This window comes from Weissella sp. ESL1156 (assembly GCF_058505625.1).
The window spans coordinates 1801754-1826262 of the sequence record NZ_CP196372.1 but is presented as its reverse complement, the minus strand read 5'-3'; the positions used below and the strand labels follow the sequence as shown (position 1 = coordinate 1826262).

The 24509-nt window shown below is 39.8% G+C and carries 14 protein-coding genes, 2 tRNA genes and 4 rRNA genes; 4 read left to right on the top strand and 16 right to left on the bottom strand.

Translation table 11 applies throughout. The features are described from left to right. Positions 1-36 precede the first annotated feature (36 nt). From ACSKY2_RS09090 to ACSKY2_RS09080, 3 genes are all read right to left on the bottom strand, one after another. Positions 37-109 (bottom strand) — tRNA-Ala (locus ACSKY2_RS09090). 6 nt (positions 110-115) lie between these two features. After that, positions 116-189, bottom strand: a tRNA-Ile gene (locus ACSKY2_RS09085). A gap of 78 nt (positions 190-267) precedes the next feature. Then, positions 268-1842: ribosomal RNA gene (locus ACSKY2_RS09080) — 16S ribosomal RNA — on the bottom strand. Between the two features lie 457 nt (positions 1843-2299). Between ACSKY2_RS09080 and ACSKY2_RS09075 the strand changes: the two genes are divergently transcribed. Continuing rightward, positions 2300-2686 carry a hypothetical protein gene (locus ACSKY2_RS09075; RefSeq protein WP_489877530.1) on the top strand — a complete coding sequence of 129 codons (387 nt, stop codon included), beginning with the start codon at positions 2300-2302 and terminating at the stop codon, positions 2684-2686. Positions 2687-2842: 156 nt separating this feature from the next. On the opposite strand, the gene ACSKY2_RS09070 is transcribed toward ACSKY2_RS09075, so the two are convergent. The 11 genes from ACSKY2_RS09070 to ACSKY2_RS09020 form a co-directional block, all read right to left on the bottom strand. Next, positions 2843-3451: a TrmH family RNA methyltransferase gene (locus tag ACSKY2_RS09070; RefSeq protein ID WP_489840066.1), complete on the bottom strand. Its 609-nt coding sequence runs from the start codon at positions 3449-3451 to the stop codon at positions 2843-2845. A 150-nt stretch (positions 3452-3601) separates the two neighbouring features. Further along, positions 3602-3718, bottom strand: a 5S ribosomal RNA gene (gene rrf, locus ACSKY2_RS09065). 74 nt (positions 3719-3792) lie between these two features. Further along, positions 3793-6708 (bottom strand): 23S ribosomal RNA (locus ACSKY2_RS09060). Between the two features lie 249 nt (positions 6709-6957). Beyond that, positions 6958-8532: ribosomal RNA gene (locus ACSKY2_RS09055) — 16S ribosomal RNA — on the bottom strand. The 16S, 23S and 5S rRNA genes sit together here with 2 tRNA genes alongside, the layout of an rRNA operon. Before the next feature lie 571 nt (positions 8533-9103). After that, positions 9104-13420, bottom strand: a complete 4317-nt coding sequence (locus tag ACSKY2_RS09050) for a PolC-type DNA polymerase III (protein WP_489877529.1) — start codon at positions 13418-13420, stop codon at positions 9104-9106. Positions 13421-13794: 374 nt separating this feature from the next. Further along, positions 13795-15507: a proline--tRNA ligase gene (locus ACSKY2_RS09045; RefSeq protein WP_489877528.1), complete on the bottom strand. Its 1713-nt coding sequence runs from the start codon at positions 15505-15507 to the stop codon at positions 13795-13797. Between the two features lie 98 nt (positions 15508-15605). Then, on the bottom strand, positions 15606-16862 hold the full coding sequence (gene rseP, locus ACSKY2_RS09040; RefSeq protein WP_489840069.1) for an RIP metalloprotease RseP: 1257 nt from the start codon (positions 16860-16862) through the stop codon (positions 15606-15608). 253 nt (positions 16863-17115) lie between these two features. After that, a complete protein-coding gene (locus tag ACSKY2_RS09035; RefSeq protein ID WP_489877527.1) occupies positions 17116-17904 on the bottom strand; it encodes a phosphatidate cytidylyltransferase in 789 nt (262 codons plus the stop codon). 12 nt (positions 17905-17916) lie between these two features. Then, positions 17917-18708, bottom strand: coding sequence for an undecaprenyl pyrophosphate synthase (gene uppS / locus ACSKY2_RS09030; protein WP_489840071.1), 792 nt, complete (start codon positions 18706-18708; stop codon positions 17917-17919). A 110-nt stretch (positions 18709-18818) separates the two neighbouring features. Further along, complete coding sequence (locus tag ACSKY2_RS09025; protein ID WP_489877526.1) at positions 18819-19670, bottom strand: Cof-type HAD-IIB family hydrolase; 852 nt, start codon at positions 19668-19670, stop codon at positions 18819-18821. Next, positions 19667-20092: a GtrA family protein gene (locus ACSKY2_RS09020; protein ID WP_489840073.1), complete on the bottom strand. Its 426-nt coding sequence runs from the start codon at positions 20090-20092 to the stop codon at positions 19667-19669. The genes ACSKY2_RS09025 and ACSKY2_RS09020 overlap by 4 nt, the downstream gene beginning before the upstream one ends. 126 nt (positions 20093-20218) lie before the next feature. Here ACSKY2_RS09020 and ACSKY2_RS09015 point away from each other — a divergent pair, with 126 nt between their 5' ends. The 3 genes from ACSKY2_RS09015 (at position 20219) to ACSKY2_RS09005 (ending at position 22424) form a co-directional block, all read left to right on the top strand. Then, positions 20219-21037, top strand: coding sequence for a hypothetical protein (locus ACSKY2_RS09015; protein ID WP_489877525.1), 819 nt, complete (start codon positions 20219-20221; stop codon positions 21035-21037). 213 nt (positions 21038-21250) lie between these two features. Next, positions 21251-21526, top strand: a complete 276-nt coding sequence (locus ACSKY2_RS09010; protein WP_489840075.1) for an ArsR/SmtB family transcription factor — start codon at positions 21251-21253, stop codon at positions 21524-21526. A 1-nt stretch (position 21527) separates the two neighbouring features. Beyond that, a complete protein-coding gene (locus ACSKY2_RS09005; protein ID WP_489877524.1) occupies positions 21528-22424 on the top strand; it encodes a cation diffusion facilitator family transporter in 897 nt (298 codons plus the stop codon). Positions 22425-22530: 106 nt separating this feature from the next. On the opposite strand, the gene ACSKY2_RS09000 is transcribed toward ACSKY2_RS09005, so the two are convergent. Then, positions 22531-23058 (bottom strand): phosphoribosyltransferase, encoded by a 528-nt coding sequence (locus ACSKY2_RS09000; protein ID WP_489840077.1) that lies wholly within the window; start codon positions 23056-23058, stop codon positions 22531-22533. A gap of 11 nt (positions 23059-23069) precedes the next feature. Further along, positions 23070-24362, bottom strand: a complete 1293-nt coding sequence (locus ACSKY2_RS08995; protein WP_489877522.1) for an adenylosuccinate synthase — start codon at positions 24360-24362, stop codon at positions 23070-23072. Between the last annotated feature and the right edge of the window lie 147 nt (positions 24363-24509).

Below are 24509 nucleotides of genomic sequence, written 5' to 3'. Positions count from 1 at the left end.
TTTTCAAAGAACTAATAAGCAACCGTTTGGTTGCAATGGAGAATATCGGGATCGAACCGATGACCTCCTGCTTGCAAAGCAGGCGCTCTCCCAGCTGAGCTAATTCCCCATATCATGGGACTGAGAGGACTCGAACCTCCGACCTCACCCTTATCAGGGGTGCGCTCTAACCAGCTGAGCTACAGTCCCAGGTCGAATCTTATGAGTGTTAATCACTCAAAACTAAATATCGTTTCGTTGACTGTGTAGGTTTCCGATTTTCCTTAGAAAGGAGGTGATCCAGCCGCAGGTTCTCCTACGGCTACCTTGTTACGACTTCACCCTAATCATCTGTCCCACCTTAGACGGCTGGCTCCTAAAAGGTTACCCCACCGGCTTTGGGTGTTACAAACTCTCATGGTGTGACGGGCGGTGTGTACAAGACCCGGGAACGTATTCACCGCGGCGTGCTGATCCGCGATTACTAGCGATTCCGACTTCATGTAGGCGAGTTGCAGCCTACAATCCGAACTGAGACATACTTTAAGAGATTAGCGCACCCTCGCAGGTTGGCGACTCGTTGTATATGCCATTGTAGCACGTGTGTAGCCCAGGTCATAAGGGGCATGATGATTTGACGTCATCCCCACCTTCCTCCGGTTTGTCACCGGCAGTCTCACTAGAGTGCCCAACTGAATGCTGGCAACTAATAATAAGGGTTGCGCTCGTTGCGGGACTTAACCCAACATCTCACGACACGAGCTGACGACAACCATGCACCACCTGTCACCTTGTCCCCGAAGGGAACGTCCTATTTCTAGGATTAGCAAGGGATGTCAAGACCTGGTAAGGTTCTTCGCGTTGCTTCGAATTAAACCACATGCTCCACCGCTTGTGCGGGTCCCCGTCAATTCCTTTGAGTTTCAACCTTGCGGTCGTACTCCCCAGGCGGAGTGCTTAATGCGTTAGCTACGACACTCAAGGGCGGAAACCCTCGAACATCTAGCACTCATCGTTTACGGTGTGGACTACCAGGGTATCTAATCCTGTTTGCTACCCACACTTTCGAGCCTCAACGTCAGTTACAGTCCAGAAAGCCGCCTTCGCCACTGGTGTTCTTCCATATATCTACGCATTTCACCGCTACACATGGAGTTCCACTTTCCTCTACTGCACTCAAGTCATCCAGTTTCCAAAGCCATTCCTCAGTTGAGCTGAGGGCTTTCACTTCAGACTTAAATAACCGTCTGCGCTCGCTTTACGCCCAATAAATCCGGATAACGCTTGGAACATACGTATTACCGCGGCTGCTGGCACGTATTTAGCCGTTCCTTTCTGGTAAGATACCGTCACACACTGAACAGTTACTCTCAGTGCCGTTCTTCTCTTATAACAGTGTTTTACGAGCCGAAACCCTTCATCACACACGCGGCGTTGCTCCATCAGGCTTGCGCCCATTGTGGAAGATTCCCTACTGCTGCCTCCCGTAGGAGTATGGGCCGTGTCTCAGTCCCATTGTGGCCGATCAGTCTCTCAACTCGGCTATGCATCATGGCCTTGGTAAGCCTTTACCTTACCAACTAGCTAATGCACCGCGGGTCCATCTCTTAGTGATAGCAGAACCATCTTTCAACCAACAACCATGCGGTTGTTGGTATTATACGGTATTAGCACTTGTTTCCAAATGTTATCCCCTGCTAAGAGGTAGGTTACCCACGTGTTACTCACCCGTTCGCCACTCTTTGTCAGATAAAATCAAATCTGAGCAAGCTCGTCATTTCATTTAAAGACAAAGCGTTCGACTTGCATGTATTAGGCACGCCGCCAGCGTTCATCCTGAGCCAGGATCAAACTCTCATTTTAAAAGCTTGAGTATAACTCATTGTTTTTTGTTGTTTAACAGAAGTTAAACGAATTTATTAGCGAATTGACTTCGCAAATGTTTTTGTATCAAGCAAATTGCTTGATGACCCTACACATTTGTTTCATCGAAACGATATTCAGTTTTCAATGATCAACATTTCGTTGTCTTACTGACAACTTAATCTATAATACAGAGAGAAGAATAATTTGTCAATAATTTTTTTAACAACTCATTGATAAATTGAATATAATTTTCTTTTAAAATAATACCATTATTGTTCACAATAATATAAAAATAAATTACATTTTTCCCCAATTGTTCTCCCGCAAAAGACAACTTTTATATAATACCCCTATGCAAAATATAATGCAATAGTTTTTGATAATATTACTCAAAAAAACATAATTATTACGTGTTATACTATTAAAAGAACTTGAATAAATTAAGGATGTCAATATGTCAAACAAAAATAATAAAATAAATCCTGAAAATTTTCTAGCAATATTACTACAATATAGTCGTAATTCTCATTACAATCATATTAACGTTAGTGTTAGATTAAACAGAAATCCTGCTTACACTCGTCAGGTAATGAATATTAAATTAAAGCGTATTTCTAAAAAATACGGTAACGACGAACGTCTATATGTATCAATGACAGCTGAAGAAGCACAACCATTCTTGTCGTTGATTAATCAACTAAAAGAAGAAATGTTTGCAAACTTTGCTGATAAAATCATTTGGCATACAAATATTCTTGAACGCAATTTACAAGAATTTGGTTATCATCAAATTCGTGAACGTGATCAATATAACAATTTAGAATTTGAACTACTACTATAAAGATGCACCAATATTATATATAATCTATTTATCTTAAAACTGATCAAGTAAATTTTAGAATTAGCCTAAAATTCACTTAATCAGTTTTTGATTTATTTATAACCCTTTTACCAATAGGTTCCATAATTATAATTTGTATAGTAAATTTACATTTATTTACTTATCTATTGGAACAGGATATTGTGCAGTATACAACGCTGCAATAATACCATGAGCCACCGATACATTCAACGAGCGTACTGACCCTGTTTGGGGAATATATATCATTTCATCAGCAGCTTCAATTAATTCATCAGCTAAACCAATTTGTTCCTCCCCAAATAAAAAAACACTCTTCTTTGGAAATTTTATTTCAAAGACATTATGTAATTCATAACCTTCAGTATTATCTACTGCATAGATAACATATCCTTCACGGTGCCATTGCGCAAATAATTTTTGATAATCTAAGATACGGTAATGGCTAATATGTTCATAATGCTGTGTACCAACTGCACCTTTTTTATTCCATTTTTTGGCACCCTCTGTATTTTCTTTATCCATTGGATTATCTGGATTTAAAAATACAATTTCTCTTCCCGAAAAAGCATTATGATTTCTTACCGCCGTTGCTTTATTAAAATCATGTGTTAGATTCTGTAAAACTGTAATCATTGCGCCACGACGCTGATCTAATGCTTGCATAATTTGATCATTAGTCATCCCTTTAAAATTTGCTCCCAAATTACGGTAATCCATACCGTTTTGTAAATTAATATGACTCATTGTTTATCCCCTATATTATTTTCATTTCACTAATCTATATTAATGATTATACCTAATTAAGGTATTAGTTTACTTTCTTAAAAGTGCTCGTTAAAAAATGTTTGATTATATGCAAAAAGACTCACAATTAATTGTGAGTCTTCTCTATTCGCATCGCAATGTCCTATCCTCGCAGGAGGCGATCCTCCAACTACTTTCGGCGTAACTGAGCTTAACTGCTGTGTTCGGTATGGGAACAGGTGTGACCTCAGTGCCATCATCACGACACGTTTCTAATTGAGTGAACTTAGTTCCCTCAAAACTGAATCATAATTACTTTTTTGCCTTACACCACTTGCTACTTGGTTAAGTCCTCGAACCATTAGTACTAGTCCGCTCCATGCGTCACCGCACGTCCACTTCTAGCCTATCTACCTCATCATCTTTGAGGGGTCTTACTTCATTACTGAATGGGAAATCTCATCTCGAGGCGAGTTTCACACTTAGATGCTTTCAGCGTTTATCTCATCCGTACATAGCTACTCAGCGATGCTCCTGGCGGAACAACTGATACACCAGTGGTACGTCCACCCCGGTCCTCTCGTACTAAGGGCAGCTCCTCTCAAATTTCCTACGCCCGCGACGGATAGGGACCGAACTGTCTCACGACGTTCTGAACCCAGCTCGCGTACCGCTTTAATGGGCGAACAGCCCAACCCTTGGGACCGACTACAGCCCCAGGATGCGATGAGCCGACATCGAGGTGCCAAACCTCCCCGTCGATGTGGACTCTTGGGGGAGATAAGCCTGTTATCCCCAGGGTAGCTTTTGTCCGTTGAGCGATGGCCCTTCCATGCGGAACCACCGGATCACTAAGCCCTACTTTCGTACCTGCTCGACTGGTAAGTCTCACAGTCAAGCTCCCTTGTGCCTTTACACTCTACGAATGATTTCCAACCATTCTGAGGGAACCTTTGGGCGCCTCCGTTACCTTTTAGGAGGCGACCGCCCCAGTCAAACTGCCTGCCAGACACTGTCTTCCACCACGCTTAGTGGTGTGAGTTAGAGTGTTCATACAACGAGGGTAGTATCCCACGTTTGCCTCCATCGAAACTAGCGTCCCGATTTCTACGGCTCCTACCTATGCTGTACAAGCTGCACAAACACTCAATATCAAGCTACAGTAAAGCTCCATGGGGTCTTTCCGTCCTGTCGCGGGTAACCCGCATCTTCACGGGTCTTTAAATTTCACCGAGTCTCTCGTTGAGACAGCGCCCAGATCGTTACGCCTTTCGTGCGGGTCGGAACTTACCCGACAAGGAATTTCGCTACCTTAGGACCGTTATAGTTACGGCCGCCGTTTACTGGGGCTTCAATTCGTACCTTCGCCAAAGCTAAGCACTCCTTTTAACCTTCCAGCACCGGGCAGGCGTCAGCCCCTATACGTCATCTTACGATTTTGCAGAAACCTGTGTTTTTGATAAACAGTCGCCTGGGCCTATTCACTGCGGCTCAGCTTGCGCTGAGCACCCCTTCTCCCGAAGTTACGGGGTCATTTTGCCGAGTTCCTTAACGAGAGTTCACTCGCTCACCTTAGGATGCTCTCCTCGACTACCTGTGTCGGTTTGCGGTACGGGCAGGTAAACACTAACTAGAAGCTTTTCTCGGCAGCGTGACATCACAGACTTCCCTACTTGATTTCGGTCCTCATCACAACTTATCCTTATGACAGCAAGCATTTGACTCACTCTCAGACTCATTGCTTGACCCAGCTTTTCCAACTGCTGGGTTCTGTTAGCCTTCTGCGTCCCTCCATTGTTCAAACATGTTCACCTGGTACAGGAATCTCAACCTGTTAGCCATCGACTACGCCTTTCGGCCTCGCCTTAGGTCCCGACTAACCCTGGGAGGACGAGCCTTCCCCAGGAAACCTTAGTCATACGGTGGACAGGATTCTCACCTGTCTTTCGCTACTCATACCGGCATTCTCACTTCTAAGCGCTCCACCAGTCCTCACGGTCTGACTTCATCGCCCTTAGAACGCTCTCCTATCGCGCCACTGATGTGGCACCCGTAGTTTCGGTGGTGTGTTTAGCCCCGGTACATTTTCGGCGCAGAATCACTCGACTAGTGAGCTATTACGCACTCTTTAAATGGTGGCTGCTTCTGAGCCAACATCCTAGTTGTCTATGCAACTTCACATCCTTTTCCACTTAACACACACTTAGGGACCTTAACTGACGATCTGGGCTGTTCCCCTTTCGACAATGGATCTTATCACTCACTGTCTGACTCCCGGACATACGTGATTGGCATTCGGAGTTTATCTTAATTTAGTAACCCGAGATGGGCCCCGCACCAAAACAGTGCTCTACCTCCAACACGCTATCTTCCGAGGCTAGCCCTAAAGCTATTTCGGAGAGAACCAGCTATCTCCAAGTTCGATTGGAATTTCACCGCTACCCACACCTCATCCCAACATTTTTCAACATGTACGGGTTCGGGCCTCCAGTGCGTTTTACCGCACCTTCACCCTGGACATGGGTAGGTCACCTGGTTTCGGGTCTACAACAACATACTCGAACGCCCATTTCAGACTCGCTTTCGCTACGGCTCCGGTCTTTCCACCTTAACCTTGCATGTTATCGTAACTCGCCGGTTCATTCTACAAAAGGCACGCTATCACCCATTAACGGGCTCTAACTTGTTGTAGGCACATGGTTTCAGGAACTTTTTCACTCCCCTTCCGGGGTGCTTTTCACCTTTCCCTCACGGTACTGGTTCACTATCGGTCACTAGGGAGTATTTAGCCTTACGAGATGGTCCTCGCAGTTTCCGACCGGATTTCACGTGTCCGGCCGTACTCAGGATCCTACACGGGAGTTTGCTTACTTTCGCATACGGGGCTATCACCCTGTTTCGCTCAGCTTCCCAGCTGCTTCTGCTAATAAACAAATTTGTAACTCCACAACGGTAGTCCTACAACCCCAGTGTGCAAGCACACTGGTTTGGGCTCCTCCGCGTTCGCTCGCCGCTACTGACGGAATCGATTTTTCTTTCTTCTCCTGTTGCTAATGAGATGTTTCAGTTCACAACGTCTACCTTCGTTCAACTATGTATTCATTGAACGATAACTTGCATCACAAGTTGGGTTCCCCCATTCGGAAATCCCCGGATCATAGCTTACTTACAGCTCCCCGAGGCATATCGGTGTTAGTCCCGTCCTTCATCGGCTCCTAGTGCCAAGGCATTCACCATGCGCCCTTAATAACTTAACCGATCAACTCTCGTTGATGATTTCGTTTGAGTATTGTGACTCAATGGTCACAAGCGATTTTAAACTGATTTAAAAAACTCAAAAAAATACGCGGTGTATTTTTTCGGCTCAATTTAATTGATTAATATCAATTGAAATGAATTTAAAAATTTACAATTATGATTCAGTTTTCAAAGAACTAATATTGAGTGTTAATCACTCAAAACTAAATATCGTTTCGTTGACTGTGTAGGTTTCCGATTTTCCTTAGAAAGGAGGTGATCCAGCCGCAGGTTCTCCTACGGCTACCTTGTTACGACTTCACCCTAATCATCTGTCCCACCTTAGACGGCTGGCTCCTAAAAGGTTACCCCACCGGCTTTGGGTGTTACAAACTCTCATGGTGTGACGGGCGGTGTGTACAAGACCCGGGAACGTATTCACCGCGGCGTGCTGATCCGCGATTACTAGCGATTCCGACTTCATGTAGGCGAGTTGCAGCCTACAATCCGAACTGAGACATACTTTAAGAGATTAGCGCACCCTCGCGGGTTGGCGACTCGTTGTATATGCCATTGTAGCACGTGTGTAGCCCAGGTCATAAGGGGCATGATGATTTGACGTCATCCCCACCTTCCTCCGGTTTGTCACCGGCAGTCTCACTAGAGTGCCCAACTGAATGCTGGCAACTAATAATAAGGGTTGCGCTCGTTGCGGGACTTAACCCAACATCTCACGACACGAGCTGACGACAACCATGCACCACCTGTCACCTTGTCCCCGAAGGGAACATCCTATTTCTAGGATTAGCAAGGGATGTCAAGACCTGGTAAGGTTCTTCGCGTTGCTTCGAATTAAACCACATGCTCCACCGCTTGTGCGGGTCCCCGTCAATTCCTTTGAGTTTCAACCTTGCGGTCGTACTCCCCAGGCGGAGTGCTTAATGCGTTAGCTACGACACTCAAGGGCGGAAACCCTCGAACATCTAGCACTCATCGTTTACGGTGTGGACTACCAGGGTATCTAATCCTGTTTGCTACCCACACTTTCGAGCCTCAACGTCAGTTACAGTCCAGAAAGCCGCCTTCGCCACTGGTGTTCTTCCATATATCTACGCATTTCACCGCTACACATGGAGTTCCACTTTCCTCTACTGCACTCAAGTCATCCAGTTTCCAAAGCCATTCCTCAGTTGAGCTGAGGGCTTTCACTTCAGACTTAAATAACCGTCTGCGCTCGCTTTACGCCCAATAAATCCGGATAACGCTTGGAACATACGTATTACCGCGGCTGCTGGCACGTATTTAGCCGTTCCTTTCTGGTAAGATACCGTCACACACTGAACAGTTACTCTCAGTGCCGTTCTTCTCTTATAACAGTGTTTTACGAGCCGAAACCCTTCATCACACACGCGGCGTTGCTCCATCAGGCTTGCGCCCATTGTGGAAGATTCCCTACTGCTGCCTCCCGTAGGAGTATGGGCCGTGTCTCAGTCCCATTGTGGCCGATCAGTCTCTCAACTCGGCTATGCATCATGGCCTTGGTAAGCCTTTACCTTACCAACTAGCTAATGCACCGCGGGTCCATCTCTTAGTGATAGCAGAACCATCTTTCAACCAACAACCATGCGGTTGTTGGTATTATACGGTATTAGCACTTGTTTCCAAATGTTATCCCCTGCTAAGAGGTAGGTTACCCACGTGTTACTCACCCGTTCGCCACTCTTTGTCAGATAAAATCAAATCTGAGCAAGCTCGTCATTTCATTTAAAGGCAAAGCGTTCGACTTGCATGTATTAGGCACGCCGCCAGCGTTCATCCTGAGCCAGGATCAAACTCTCATTTTAAAAGTTTGAGTATCACTCAATTGTTTTTTGTTGTTTAACAGAAGTTAAACGAATTTATTAGCGAATTGACTTCGCAAATGTTTTTGTATCAAGAAAATTGCTTGATGACCCTACACATTTGTTTCATCGAAACGATATTCAGTTTTCAATGATCAACATTTCGTTGTCTTACTGACAACTTAATCTAAGTTACAGAAACAAATTCAACTTGTCAACACTTTTAATATTACCAAATAATATTTACTCATGCCATAAATTTGAACCTTGTAACTGCCAACTCGATTAATGTTACACACTTCAATAAATAAAGTCAATATTTTTTCCAAATATCACTACTTTTTAAATTTTATTAAAAATAATAACGTTCATCAATTCATCGCATCGATACAAGAATACATGCGAATGATACTAGGAAAACTTTAGACAAAAAGTAACTTTTGGTAAATAAAAAAAGAGGTGTCAATCTACCTTGTTTAATACTGGTAGATTGACAACCTCTTAAATATGTTGTCAAAGACAATAATAACCTTACGCCGTACCCTATTTCACTAATTATGTTTAACAATCCATTTTAGAAAAGCGCCAATTGATTTTCATCAGGCATGCCATTCAAAACACCATTTTCATCCAAAAACTGTAATAATGTTTTCGAAATACCTCCTCTTTGTGCAAGGTCTTCTTTAGACAAAAATTCTCCTTCTGCTCTGGCGGCAATAATCCGTTTCGCAACATTATCGCCTAAACCAGGTACAGAATTGAATGGTGCAATTAACGTGTTGCCATCAATTAACCAAGCATCAGAGTCTGATTTATAAAGATCAACCATACTGAAATCAATTCCTCGCTCTAATGCTTCATTCGCGATCTCAAGTACTGTTAACAAATCCTTATCCTTTGCAGAAGCATCATTACCTTGATGTTTAATCTCCATAATTTTTGCTTTAGTGCTATTTAGTCCCCGTGACATCGCAACGATATCAAAATTGCTAGCACGCACTGAAAAATAAGCTGCGTAATACAGAGTCGGGAAGTAAACTTTAAAATAAGCAATCCGTAATGCCATTAAAACATATGCTGCCGCATGCGCCCTTGGAAACATATACTTAATCTTTAAGCCAGAGTCAATATACCATTCAGGAACACCTGCTGCACGCATCTCCGCTTGATATTCATCCGTAATTCCCTTACCTTTTCGAACTTTCTCCATAATCTGAAATGATGACTCAGGATTAACACCATAATTGATTAAATCGGTCATAATTTTATCACGGGTTCCAATAACAGTACCAATTGTTGCCACACCCCGTTCAATCAATTCATCGGCATTTCCACGCCAAACATCAGTTCCATGCGATAGACCAGAAATTTGCAATAATTCTGAATAATTTTTAGGATGCGTTTCTTCTAACATTCCTCGAACAAACGCAGTTCCAAACTCTGGCACACCTAATGTCCCTGTTTTAGAAAAAATTTGTTCCTCGGTAACACCTAGTATTTCTGGTGAAGAAAATAAACTCATCACGCCCGGATCATTCATTGGAATGGTCGTTGGATCAATTCCTGACATATCTTGCAAAGCACGAATCATTGTGGGATCATCATGCCCTAAGATGTCCATCTTTAAAATATTATCGTGAATAGAATGAAAATCGAAATGCGTTGTTCGCCAAGTTGCTGATAAATCATCAGCCGGATATTGAATTGGCGTGAAATCATAAATTTCCATATCATCAGGCACAATCAAAATACCAGCAGGATGTTGTCCAGTTGTTCTTTTAACACCAGTCGCTCCCATTGCTAGTCGTTCAACTTCTGCACCTCGATACTGTTTATCATGATCACGTTCGTACGCCTTAACATAGCCAAAAGCGGTTTTATCTGCAACCGTCGCAATCGTTCCAGCACGAAAAACGTTATTTTCACCAAACAGTGATTTCATATAATTATGCGCAAATGGCTGATAATCACCTGAGAAATTCAGATCAATATCTGGCACCTTGTTTCCTTTAAAGCCTAAGAAAGTTTCAAACGGAATGTTATGGCCGTCCCCAATCAGCTTCGTACCATCAATTGGACTATATTTTTCAGGCAAATCATAACCCGACTCATAATCACGTGGGTTCACAAATTCAACATAATCACCATTAACACTACGGTAGTGTGGCGGCAATGCATTAACTTCAGTAATCCCAATCAATAAAGCAATCAAAGATGAACCAACTGACCCACGAGAGCCTACCAAATATCCATCTTTATTTGATTTCGCAACTAATCGCTGTGCAACTAAATAAATAACTGCGAACCCGTTTTTAATAATTGAATTAAGTTCTTGCTCGATTCTTGCTTCAACAATTTCTGGTAAAGGATTACCATACATGCGATAAGCCGTTTCGTAAGATTTTTGACGAATTTCATCATTAGCGGTTGGCATATTAGGTGGATAATTACCTGTTTTGATTGCTTCAACATCATCAATCATATCCGCAACAACATGAGTATTATCAATCACCAACTGCTTAGCAAGTTCAGCGTCCATCCAACTAAAATCATCTAAGATTTCTTGTGTTGTCCTAAAATGTAGTTCAGGTAAAGCATAACGATTTAATGGATTAGCACCACCTTGTGAACTTACCAAAATTTTACGATAAATGGCATCTTCTGGATTAAGATAGTGCACATCTCCCGTGACGACAACTGGCTTATTCAACTCATTACCAATTTTAACAGCCTGCATCATTAATTCACGTAATCTCGCCTCATCCTTAATGAGTTCACCTTCAATTTGAGGTGCGTAATTAGGTGAAGGCTGAATTTCAATATAATCGTAATACTTTGCTTTTGCTTTTGCTGCTGCATACCCTTTTTGCATGAGGGCTTCCCAGAATTCTCCTGAACTATCACCAGTTCCCAATAATAACCCATCACGATATTTATTTAACACAGAACGTGGTACTCGTGGATTACGATAAAGATAATGAACATTAGATTCAGAAATTAATTTATATAAATTTTTAACGCCAGTTTGGTTTTTAATCAAGATTACAGCGTGATTTGGCCGGCCGTGTCGCCAGGCATCATTATCTGTCATATGATCATTTAATTGGTCTGCATGCGTAATACCGTAAGACTTGCGAGCTTCTTCCAAAAATATCCGATTTAAATGCCCCGTTGTCTCAGAGTCAAAAATCGCCCGGTGATGTTGTTCTAGTACTACCCCAAAATGCTTTGCCAGAGTATTTAAACGATATGAACGCATATTTGGATATAAGAAACGCGCTAATGTCAGGGTATCAATCACAGGATTAGTAATAACCCCCATACCATGACGCTCATATCCTTCGTTCATAAAGCCCATATCAAATGTCACATTGTGACCAACTAAAATTGCATCACCATAAAACTCTCGAAAGGCCGTAAAAACGTCCTTTTCTGATTTAGAACCATGCACCATATCATCAGTAATTGATGTCAAATTAACCGTTGTTTCACTCAACGGAAAACCTGGATCAATAAATTCTGAAAATTCAGCCGTAACGTTACCCTTTACCATTTTAACAGCTGATAATTCGATAACTTTATCATATGCTGCTGACAAACCCGTTGTTTCCACATCAAATACCACATATTCTGCATCAGCCAACTCAATATGTGCCGGGTTAAAGATAATTGGTTCACCATCTTCAACGAGATTTATTTCAACACCATAAATCATTTTAATATTATTCGTTGCTGCAGATGAAGCTGCTTCTGGAAAAGCCTGAGCTCCAGCAGTATCTGTGATGGCAATTGCATCCATTCCCCAGTCACTAGCTTGTTTTACATAATCTTTAATGCCGTTTGTCGCATCCATCGTCGACATTAATGAATGTGTATGTAATTCAATTCGTTTACGATCACCTTCATAATTTTCATGACGTGGTTCATGACTAACTATTTGAATATCGTACGCCATCATCGTTAGGTCGTGTAAAAAATCATCCTGTTGCACTGGTCCACGGGCACGAATCCACATGCCTGCTTTAATATTAGCAAAAAATGCTTCATCATTTTCATCACGTGAAAATTTTTTCAAGATAAATGAACTCGTATAGTCCGTGACCTTCATCGTTAGTAATTGGCGTTCAGATTTTAAAATTTTTACTTCAGCATCAAACACATAGCCTTCGACAATTACTGAACGTTCTTCATCAATAATGTCGACCATCTCAGTAATTTCAGCATCATTCGCAATCTTGCGGCCTAAATTATTACCACCATGACTAGTATGCCCGTGATTACTTGTCTGTCGATGCTTTGCAGCCTGCTCTAATTGCACTTGGGCTAATTGTGCTAATTGTTCATCTTGTGATGCCCGTTGTGCCATGGCTTCTGCTTGTGACTGAGCAACCAACTCATCATCAACATGAATTTGAAATGGTAGTTGACCGCTCACACCAATTTGTTGATAACTTTGTTGAATTAACGTCAATCCAGTTTGTTGGGCATAATTAGCCCAAGCTTGTGAATCAAAACGTAATATCAATTGATTATCATGTATTTCTGGCATGATTTGATCAAATGCTCGTTGGAAAGCACCTGGTTCATTTTGATGTTGTTGTAAAATCCAACGCCAATAATCAACAATTTGGGTCAATTCAGGTTGTTTTACGAGATTAATCTCATATTGAATGCTTGCAATATTTGCAAATGTCGTTTGTAGTTTATTAATTAACGTTGCTAAAGTTGTCACATCTGGTAATTTTGGTAATGATAGGTGAAATTGCCAAATTCGTGATTTCTTATGGATCGTTAGTTTCGTTAAAGCTGCTGCTTGGAAAGTGCTGGGCACCTCCTCATATTGCAACTGTTGTAACAATACTTGAAATTGTTCTTGCGGGTTCAACGCCATCACTTATAGCCCCTTTCGTTACTTTTACAATCTATTGCTATTATACATTGTCCAGGCGTCATGAAAATATCAAAACGATTAATTGATTAGACAAATACAAAAAAGAGGAAGCAACGGGCTAGTTGCTTCCTCTTAAGATAATAAACAACACATCATGCTGCGTCATTATCACTAATAAAACTGGATGGGCTTCCAACTTTATTATCAAAAGGTATACTCACATATACCAATTTAAGGAGTAGTTGCAGGAACGGGCATTCCTGCTAGGTTATGAGTAATCATTATGGGCATCGATAGGACATCTCTGTATCCCTCATCGATAGTTATACTATAAAGCTAAAATCTTAAAACAAATATAAAGTCATTCAATTGATTTAATCTTTATGGCCATTCAAAAATACTTGAAGCGTTGGTACAAGTTCTTCAGCTCGCACTTCAATTGCCTCATCTGCTTGACGAAGTTTCACTTCAACGATACCTTCACTAGCTTTCTTACCAACTGTTACTCGTACTGGCAAACCAATAAGATCTGAATCTGCAAATTTTACTCCCGGACGTTCATTACGGTCATCTAACAGCACTTCATAACCAGCAGCCGTTAAACGATCATTTAATTCATCCGTTAATTGTGCTTGCGCTTCATTTTTATACTTAATTGGTACCAAATGCACATCCCATGGTGCAACAGCTGCTGGCCATGACAAACCGTTTTCATCAGCGTTCTGTTCAGCAATCGCCGCTAGCAAGCGTGAAACACCTATACCGTATGATCCCATAATAATATCAGCTTGACGTCCATTTGCGTCCAATACTTGTGCACCCATTGTTTTAGAGTACCGTGTACCCAATTTAAAAATGTGTCCAATTTCAATTCCCTTAGTAAACTGTAAATGACCTTTGTTATCAATTGCAGGATCACCCTCACGTGCAATACGCACGTCGGCAACTTCATCTATTCGGAAATCTCGATCAACATTTGCATTAAGATAATGGAAGCCAGCTTCATTACCACCAACAACCAGATTAACCATATCAGTTACCCACTCATCAGCAATGATTTTGACATCTTCACCAACACCAACAGGACCCAATGAGCCAAATGGTGCGCCTAAATATTGTTGTGCTTCATCTTCTGTTGCCAAGCGGAGCTCATTAGCATGTAAATAATTTTGAACCTTTACTTCGTTAACTTCATAATCCCCACGTACCAAAATCATAACAGGTTGATTATCAGCCATCATAAACAACGTCTTAACCAATTGGTCAGCTGACGTCTGTAAGTAATTGGCTAATTCAGCAATCGTTGCCACTTCAGGCGTTGCAATTTTTTGTAATTCAGCTAATGGTGCATGTGACTTATTAGGTGTATATAAATCTTTTGCCATTTCCAAATTAGCTGCATAATCTGATTCATCAGAATATGCAATTGTATCTTCACCAGCAGCTGCTGGTGCAGAAAATTCTTTTGAATCAGAACCACCCATGGCACCCGCATCACCAACAATAACACGATAATTTAAACCAACCCGATTAAAAATATTAACATATGCAGATTCCATTTTCTTGTAAGCTTCATCTAGACCAGCTTCATCTATAGAAAATGAATACGCATCCTTCATAATAAACTCACGACCACGTAAAACACCAAAACGTGGTCGATCCTCATCACGCAATTTGGTTTGAATTTGATATAACGTTAGTGGTAATCGTTTATAAGATTTAATATCGTCACGAATCAAGGTTGTCATTGTCTCTTCATGTGTTGGGCCTAAAATCATATCACGACCATGACGATTCCTTAATTTAAATAAATTTGGTCCATAAGTTTCATAACGGCCTGATTCTTGCCACAATTCAGCAGGCAAAAGAACTGGTGCAGTCATTTCAACAGCATCAATTTTTGCCATTTCTTCACGAATAATTGTATTAATTTTATTTAGTACACGCTGTGCTAATGGTAGATATGCATATACACCGGCAGTTACTTGACGTACATAGCCGGCACGTAACATCATTTGGTGTGAAATAACTTCGGCATCAGCTGGTGTTTCACGTAACGTTGGAATAAAAACTTTTGATTGTTTCATGAATTATACCCATTCCTAATCTTTGTGCTTAAAAGCACATTAAAATTCTTTTTCTATCTTACCACATTTGTCTACCAACAGCATTTTCCAGCACAGGGTCACTTAATAAAATACCGCAAAATATCGTTACCTGTCACAGCAATCATTAAAATAAACAATAACCCAACACCAATCAAAGTCACTGTCAATTCCGCTTTTTCTGGTACTGGTCGTCTAATGATTGCTTCAACTGCATTTAACAATAACTTGCCACCATCTAGGCCAGGAATTGGTAGTAAATTCATCATGCCAAGGTTCACTGATAACCATGCCATAAATGAAATAATTGCTAAAATTCCCATCCGACTTACTTCAGAAGTATTTTTATATATTGCCACCGGTCCGCCTAATTTATTTAACGAGAAACCTTGTACAAGATTTTTAATCGCTCTAAAAATTTGAGTCATTGATTGGCCTGTTGCTTGGAACCCATAACGTAACCGAGCACTAATGGCTGTTGTTTGTTTTGAAGTCACACCAATTTGACCAATGACCATCCCCCCATTTTTAATACCATGTGGCTCTAGAATGGCTTGTTTTGTGTGTCCTTGACGTTCATAAGTTAGTACCACGCGTTGATCTGGTAACAATTGAATGGTATTCTGCATGTTTTGCCATGAAGTCACCCGCTTACCATTAATTTCAGTAATCGTATCATTATGACGTAAACCAACCATGGCAGCTGGTGAATCTTTTGCAACTTGATCAATTGTTGTTGTTGAAACACCAGGTAACATGAAAGCTAATCCAATAAATAACAATAATGTCAAGATAAAATTATTCATTGGTCCGGCAAAATTTATCAGAGCACGTTGCCATAATTTTGCGGATTCAATGTGCGTATCTCGTGGCGCAACCAATACCTTCGTGCCATCTGCCTCAATAATTGACGCATCATGATCTACAGGTACCCGAACAAGTTCATCACTATCCGACCAATAGCCTTCAATGAACATATCATCTACCAAATCAACTCGATTGACCGTGATTGTACGACCACCGACCAATTCTTCTTGCTCAGATAAATTAATACGAGTAATCACTTCGTCAACAACGACAACCGTTACTGACATTCCTGGTTGAATTGGTTCTTCATCTGTATCGCCACGGCCAGCCATACGCACATAACCACCAACTGGGAGAATTCGCCAAGTATAAGTTGTCCCATTATGCTGCGTCTGTAGTAATTTTGGTCCCATTCCTATCGCAAATTCTCGTACACGAACACCTGATTTCTTCGCAAAATAAAAATGGCCAAATTCGTGAACAATGACGATAACACCAAAAACAATAATAAATGTAATAATCGCTGTCATTCTTTTCTCCGTCCCTAGTCTAAGTAGGGCTAGTATACAATAAAAACAGGGCGAAAGGATAATTTGTTCTATAATTTATGGTTAAAACTGGTAAGGGGCTGAGACATAAGTCGTTATGATCAGCTGAAAAAGGCGCTAATCTATCAATTTTGATTGATAGATTAGCGCCTTTAAACATGTTCCAAAAGACTGAAGTCTTACTGTAACAATCGGCTTCAAACCGTCTTTTGTCACACGCTCTTTGACCTTATAATTAAAATACACCTAACAAATACATTAATGGTAACACAATCAACATTGAGTCAAATCTATCTAAAATGCCACCATGTCCCGGCAATACTGTACCAGAATCTTTCACATGGTAAAAACGTTTTAATGCTGATTCAATCAAGTCACCGAATTGACCTGCGACTGACAAAATAACACTAATGACTAGCATGATTCCCCAATTGTAAGTTTGTGGGAAAAAGTATGTATAAATCGCAGCGACAACCACGGCGATAACACTACCGCCAATTGAACCCTCCCATGTTTTATTTGGGGAAATGGCCGTTAATTTATGTTTACCAAGTTTACGACCAACTAGGTAAGCACCTGAATCGGTAATCCAAACGATTAAAAAAGCATACATCAACGTAGCAAACCCAGCAGCTCTGGCAGTTACCATCATACCAAAGCCCATACCAACATACATCATTGTAAGTGTAAATACGCCCGCATCTTCAAAATTAAATTTATTACGTGCAATAACCGTATGCAATAACATTAATATAACGAATATATAAAGCATTGACGACCGTTGTAACGTCACTGGTAACTCAATTTTTTGCCAGATACCTGTTGGTAACGTCATAATCAAGGCCCCTAACATCGTTAGGATCGCCCCAAAATCAACTAACAATGTGCGGCGCATCAAAACAACTTCTGATGCGGCAACGACAGCTAGTACTGATGCTGCGATCTGAATCCAAATACCACCTGCAATCAAAATCGGAACAAAAATGGCTAACGCAACCACTGCCGTAATGACTCGTGTCTTCATGATCTTTTTCTCCTATTTTTTATCACTCTTATTTTCTGTCAAGCCACCAAATCGACGGTGACGTGATTGATATGTTAAAATCGCGCGTTTGAATACGGTTGGTGTAAAATCAGGCCAATGTTCATTAACAAAAACAAATTCAGCATAGGCAACTTGCCATAACAAGAAATTTGATAAACGCTCTTCACCACTTGTTCGAATCAATAAATCGGGATCAGCGTAATCCTTTAAACTTGCCGTCATCATGGCTCGACTCATCATGTCTTCATCAATTGCATCAGGTGCTAATGCACCACTGGCGACTTGTTTAGCAATTTTTTGCACACCCGAGACAATTTCAGAGCGTCCACCATAGTTAAGAGCAAAATTCAATACCATGCCTGTATTATTTGCAGTCTGCGCAATTGCATTATTAACTGCTTTTTGCGTGAAACTAGGTAACTGATCAACATAGCCAATCACATTTACACGAACATTATTTGCCACAAGCTCAGGTACAAATGTGTCAAAAAATTTACCAGGTAACTTCATCAAAAAACCCACTTCAGTTTCTGGTCGTTTCCAGTTTTCAGTTGAAAATGCGTACAATGTGAGCACTTTAACGCCTAAATCACTGGCAACTTTTGTTATATCTTTTACAACTTCCATACCACGTTGATGTCCAGCAACTCGTGGTAAGTTTCGACGTTTCGCCCATCGGCCGTTACCATCCATGATAATTGCAATATGATTTGGAATCTGTTGCTGATTAAGCATAATGGTTTGCTCATCAGTATCTTCCTCATGTCGATCATTAAAAAACACGATTTTTCCTCCGCTATTTGACAAATAATCACTATGAATATGAAAATATAAACCACATCATAACCTTATACATTATACCAGTTTGTGTCTTTAGATTTAGGCATTAGCCATTATTTATCAAAAATTTTGTTTGTATTATCATCAAAAGCACCAGCTAACAATGCCTCAATGGTATCCAACACACCATTATGATTATTATCATTAACGGCAAGATTATTGACACGCACCTTCATAAAATCTTCTGCATTTGGCATGACAAATGGATATTTAACATATCTTAACATCTCTAAATCATTACCATTATCACCAAACGCTGCCATTTCTTCAGGTTTAATGCCCCATATTTCCCCTAATTCTTCAAGACCTGTTCGTTTATTCACACCTGGTGCTAAAATATCAACCGTACCAAAGCCAGACCCCGTTGTGTGCAATTCCTCACCAAATGCTGCTCGTAACTGTTGAATATGTTGATGCACATCAATCCCTTGTTCCCAAACAAATGTGAAACGAAAAATATTATCATCAATATCTTTAAATTTTTCAACTTGATGAACAACTGGATAAAATTGTTTTACCATACTAATAATTTCAGGTGTCGCATGATTAGAGACATAGGCGCCATTGTGCCCTGATAAAACAATCAGGTTAGCCATATCAGGATTGACACTATTATTCCAATCGATGACCCGATCAATTTGTTCACGAGTAATACTTGATTCAGCAATCACTTCGTCATGATTCATGACTAACGCACCATTATCAGAAACGTAAGTAACACGATCAGGATTAATCGGATTAAAATATGAACGTAATTGCTTATATTGGTTACCACTTGCTGCAACAAAACGAATGCCTTTTGAATCTAATTCGTCCAATAAATCTTCCATACGTGCGTAATCAAACGTTCGATCATCTCGTAATAATGTACCATCCATATCTGTTGCAATTAATTTAATTGTCATTTTTTAATCTTCTCCTTTAACCTAAATATCATTACTTTACTTAAAACATAATTGGAAACTATCACAAAAATATTCTGAATAATATTCCAAAGCATATCGTTTTGATGCAACATCTGTACACCAAATTGCAAGATGATGTATCCTATCACACCAGTTGCTATTCGAGCAAAGAAAAATTTAAACATTTCCAGTAAAATATTAATAAAGCCTGATGTTTGACTATCAAATACCCATTTTCGATTTGTTAAATAAGCAAACAATACACTCAGTAGCCAGGCTAAAAGGTAGGCGCCATTTATTGATAAATGTGCCCAGCGTGCACCAGCATACACAATGATACTGACTAATGTGGTTAAACCACCAAATATCAAATACATAATTTGCATTCGATACTTGTTTATTAATTCGATGATTGTCTGCATGTTATTACTCCATTTCACTAATTCGACAAAATAATACTCAAAATATTATATCAAACTCCCAAGTAAACGGTTAGTTTGCTACAATAATGTAGTGAGTTCTTACAATTTTTTTAGAAAGGCATTCTTATGAATATAGATTCTCATGATAATGTATCTCGTTTAAACCAGCTTAAAGAGGCGCCTGTTAATAATCAGCCAATGACTCGTCAACGCCGTCTAAAAACATCATCGCGTTTAAAAGAAATGCAATGGATTGCCTTAATTGTCAGCGTCATTGCTCAAAATATCGTTTGGTGGGTATACCCGTTAATTTATTCAAACAATCTTGCTGGTGGTCAATGGCAACACAACCCGCTACTAATGACTTATAGTCTTATCTTAGCTATTGCAATCTTTTTAACTTTTAACCATGGTTTCTCTCGTTGGATCAATTATATCGTTATCTTAATTCCGCTCTTATTTTTATATTTTCTATATAAACAATTTACCGGACAACAGGTCATGTTGCTCGCGTTACTCCCAATCTCGTTACTATTAATCAACATACCATTATTAAACTTGCAAAATATTCTTGGCCTAATATTATATTCTGGTGTTGCAACCCTTGTCATGCCTGTGGTCATTTTTTATCAACAGAATACGTATTTAACTGAGCCTTTTATCCTGAGTTTATTGCCACTATTTTTTAGTTATCTCTATTTCATGAGTAGTCTATTTGTGACAGAAGGCCGCAATAAACGACTAACTTCTTTAATATTTGGTTTTATTTTATTGTTGAATGTTTTAGCATTACCTTGGAATTTTTGGACAATTCTAACAACAATCATTATCGTCTTTACTTGGATGGTGCTGATTAATTTCAATTTGAAACAACGTTATCGCATGATATTTTTTACAGTGCTACAGACTATCACCATTATGGTCATTTTCTTACAGCAAATATAAATACAATCCAGTCACAGACAAACGATTTCTTCCGTTTTGTTTGTGCTTTTTTATTATCTAATTAATATATTAAAATTTCATTATATCATTACTTTTCAACCAACATACTTTCATCATATGAACTATATTGATAAAAAATTGACTAATCAACTAATTTAAAATTTAATAACAGAATGACTTTTCAAAAACATATTAACGATTTATAATATATTTATGGATGAACAATTATCAGAATTTTTTAAATTATTTTCGAATGTTCTACGATTGAAGATACTAAAAATATTAGTCAATCATGAACAAAACGTCTCAGATTTCGTTAACGCAACTGGCTATTCGCAATCAAATATATCGCAACAATTAAAAATGTTGAAACAGGCCGACATTGTTGATTCTCATAAACATGGTAAGCAAGTCTTTTATGCTTTAAAAGATGATCATATTCGGTTAATTATTGCTTTAGCAACAAAACACTTGGAGGAAAAATTATAATATGCATAATCACCATGAGCATGCAGGCGTTCCAAAAAGGCAATTACCTTATCTAACAGGTATTATTCTCAATACGCTCTTCATCATTGTTGAAATGATATTTGCACACTATGCCCATTCAACTGCCCTTTTTGCTGATGCTTTACATAGTATCAGTGATGTTGCTTCATTAATTTTAGCATGGGCAGCCGTGGCCGTTTTTGGGTTGCGTGCCACATCGACACACACATACGGCTGGCATAATGCAACCATTTTGGCAAGTTTCATTAATGCTCTCTTTTTGTTAATGGCTGTTTTTGTTATTTGGTATGAAGCCATTGTGAAACTCGTTAATGGTGGCACGGAACCAGCTGGAAATCTTATTATGATCGTGTCAGCTGTTGGTATCCTTATTAATTTTTTGGCTGCAAAGTTTTTTGCGATGGCTGGCGATCACAAAGATGATATTAATGCCAAGGGCGCCTATGTTCACTTAATGGCTGATGCAGGTGTTTCACTGGGTGTCGTTATTGCTGGATTATTAACCATGCTATTAAATTGGTATTGGATCGATCCAATGATTTCAATCATTATCGGCTTTGTCATTATTATCTCATCTTGGGATATTTTTAAACAATCAATCTTATTGATTTTCAATGGTGTACCAGAAAATATCGATGAAGAAGTCGTTAAACAGGCAATCTTAGATAATCCACAAGTTATCAGTTTACACGATTTACACATTTGGGGAATTTCAACAACTGAGACAGCATTAACAGTTCATCTCGTTGTTAATGACCCAGGTGACATGGTATTACTATCTCACCTGGGTCATATGTTACAAGATGACTTACACATTCAGCATACAACCATTCAGCTTGAACGGAATATGCCCGATGAACCTTGTAACGATATTTAATGATAAAAATATAAAAAATAAGCGGTGTCCAACGTCACGATTAGTTGGACACCGCTTTTGCTTCAAAAATTTGAAATCTTATGATGACATTTATTCAGCAACTTTTTTATTCAGTTAGTTCAAGTACTGCAACATATGGTAAGGCACGATAATATTCATTATAATCCATACCATAACCAACCAAAAATTCATCGGGTACCTGCGTGCCAATAAAATCAGGTGTGATTCCACCAGCAGATGCCGATTGTCTTTTATCTGTCGCAACCGCTACATAGACTTTTTTAGCTCCTCGTGCTTCAAAATCAGCTTTTAGATAACGTAATGTCAAACCGGAATCAACGACTTCATCCAATATGACGACTGTCCGATCTTGCAAATTAACTTTTAAATCACGTTGAATTGTAATATGTCCGGTTGATTGATCGCCAACATAACTTGAAACGTCAATATAATCAAGTTCAACCTCACGATGCATGGCTCTCATTAAATCGGCCATCCACATGTAAGCCCCCTTCATCACACCGATAAATACTGGCCGTTCAACATCAACTAGTACTTCATTTAATTCATCTGCAACACGTTGCACCATTTGTGCAATGTCACTAACAGATAAAATTGTGCGTGCTAATCTCATTTCGGTCATCCTTAGTCCTCATTCCAAATATCAAATAAGATGATTGTTTGTTCATTTGAAGGTCCAACAGCAAAAGTATATAGTGGTACACCAATCAGTTCTTCCACACGCTTCAAATAATTTTCAGCATTTTGGGGTAGCTCATCGCGTGACTTAACGCCAGTAATATCTTCTTGCCATCCTGGTAATTCCTCATAAATTGGCGTGACGCGTTGGACATCCTTTAAACTGGCTGGATAATGTGAAATTTGCTTACCATCTAATTCGTAAGCAACTGCCAACTTTACTGTATCAAGCCCTGATAAGACATCTAAACTATTCAATGAAAGATGTGTAAAGCCACCAATCCTTGCAGCGTGGCGTAGTACAACCGTATCTAACCACCCAATACGCCGTGGTCGTTTTGTCACAACGCCATATTCATGACCAATTTCACGAATACGGTCCCCAACTTCATCAAATAATTCTGTTGGGAATGGGCCATCTCCGACACGTGATGTATAAGCCTTCGCAACACCGACAACCCGTGTAATCTTTGTTGGTCCGACACCTGCACCCACTGTTGCACCACCACCAACTGGTGATGATGATGTCACATAGGGATACGTTCCCTGATCAATATCAAGCATAGCACCTTGCGCCCCTTCAAAGAGCACCCGCTTGTGGTCATCAATATATTCATTGATTAAGACTGTTGTATCAACAATAAATGGCCGTAACTTTTGACCGTATCCATAATATTCATCCACTAATTTTTCAAGATCATATGGTTCATGATCATAGATTTTTTCTAGTAATTCATTTTTTTCAGCTAATACATTTGCTAGACGTTCATGAAGAACTTCTTTATCTAATAAATCAATCATGCGAATTCCGACGCGCGCTGCTTTATCCATATACGTTGGACCAATACCACGACCAGTTGTACCAATCTTGCCATCCCCCTTCTTAGCATCTGCCAATTGGTCAATGAGCATATGATACGGGAAAATAACGTGAGCCCGATCAGAAATTCGCAAATTTTTAGTGGTAACACCCTTTTTTTGGATATCACGCAGTTCACTTAGTAAAGCTTTTGGATTAACCACCGTACCATTACCAATAACTGCCAATCGATTAGGATTAAAGATACCTGATGGTACTGAAGATAATTCAAATTTTTGACCGTCCACATAGATGGTGTGACCTGCATTGTTACCACCTTGATAACGAACAACCATATCTGAATTTTGTGAGATGAAATTTGTAATTTTACCTTTTCCTTCGTCTCCCCACTGACTACCAACAACTACAATCCCTGCCATAATGGCCTCCTATTTTTAAAAATTCGCTCTAACACGAACTATATATACATTTTCAACACCTAATTAATTTTATCAACAAACGTTACTTGTTTCAATATTCATTCTATAAAAGTTCGACTTTTAGTTAATTTTATAGCAATATATTCG

Coding starts and splice junctions, on each gene's coding strand:
- ACSKY2_RS09075 (WP_489877530.1), top strand. CDS start 2,300: ATGTCAAACAAAAATAATAAAATAAATCCTGAAAATTTTCTAGCAATA.
- ACSKY2_RS09070 (WP_489840066.1), bottom strand. CDS start 3,451: ATGAGTCATATTAATTTACAAAACGGTATGGATTACCGTAATTTGGGA.
- ACSKY2_RS09050 (WP_489877529.1), bottom strand. CDS start 13,420: ATGGCGTTGAACCCGCAAGAACAATTTCAAGTATTGTTACAACAGTTG.
- ACSKY2_RS09045 (WP_489877528.1), bottom strand. CDS start 15,507: ATGAAACAATCAAAAGTTTTTATTCCAACGTTACGTGAAACACCAGCT.
- rseP (WP_489840069.1), bottom strand. CDS start 16,862: ATGACAGCGATTATTACATTTATTATTGTTTTTGGTGTTATCGTCATT.
- ACSKY2_RS09035 (WP_489877527.1), bottom strand. CDS start 17,904: ATGAAGACACGAGTCATTACGGCAGTGGTTGCGTTAGCCATTTTTGTT.
- ACSKY2_RS09025 (WP_489877526.1), bottom strand. CDS start 19,670: ATGACAATTAAATTAATTGCAACAGATATGGATGGTACATTATTACGA.
- ACSKY2_RS09020 (WP_489840073.1), bottom strand. CDS start 20,092: ATGCAGACAATCATCGAATTAATAAACAAGTATCGAATGCAAATTATG.
- ACSKY2_RS09015 (WP_489877525.1), top strand. CDS start 20,219: ATGAATATAGATTCTCATGATAATGTATCTCGTTTAAACCAGCTTAAA.
- ACSKY2_RS09010 (WP_489840075.1), top strand. CDS start 21,251: ATGGATGAACAATTATCAGAATTTTTTAAATTATTTTCGAATGTTCTA.
- ACSKY2_RS09005 (WP_489877524.1), top strand. CDS start 21,528: ATGCATAATCACCATGAGCATGCAGGCGTTCCAAAAAGGCAATTACCT.
- ACSKY2_RS09000 (WP_489840077.1), bottom strand. CDS start 23,058: ATGAGATTAGCACGCACAATTTTATCTGTTAGTGACATTGCACAAATG.
- ACSKY2_RS08995 (WP_489877522.1), bottom strand. CDS start 24,362: ATGGCAGGGATTGTAGTTGTTGGTAGTCAGTGGGGAGACGAAGGAAAA.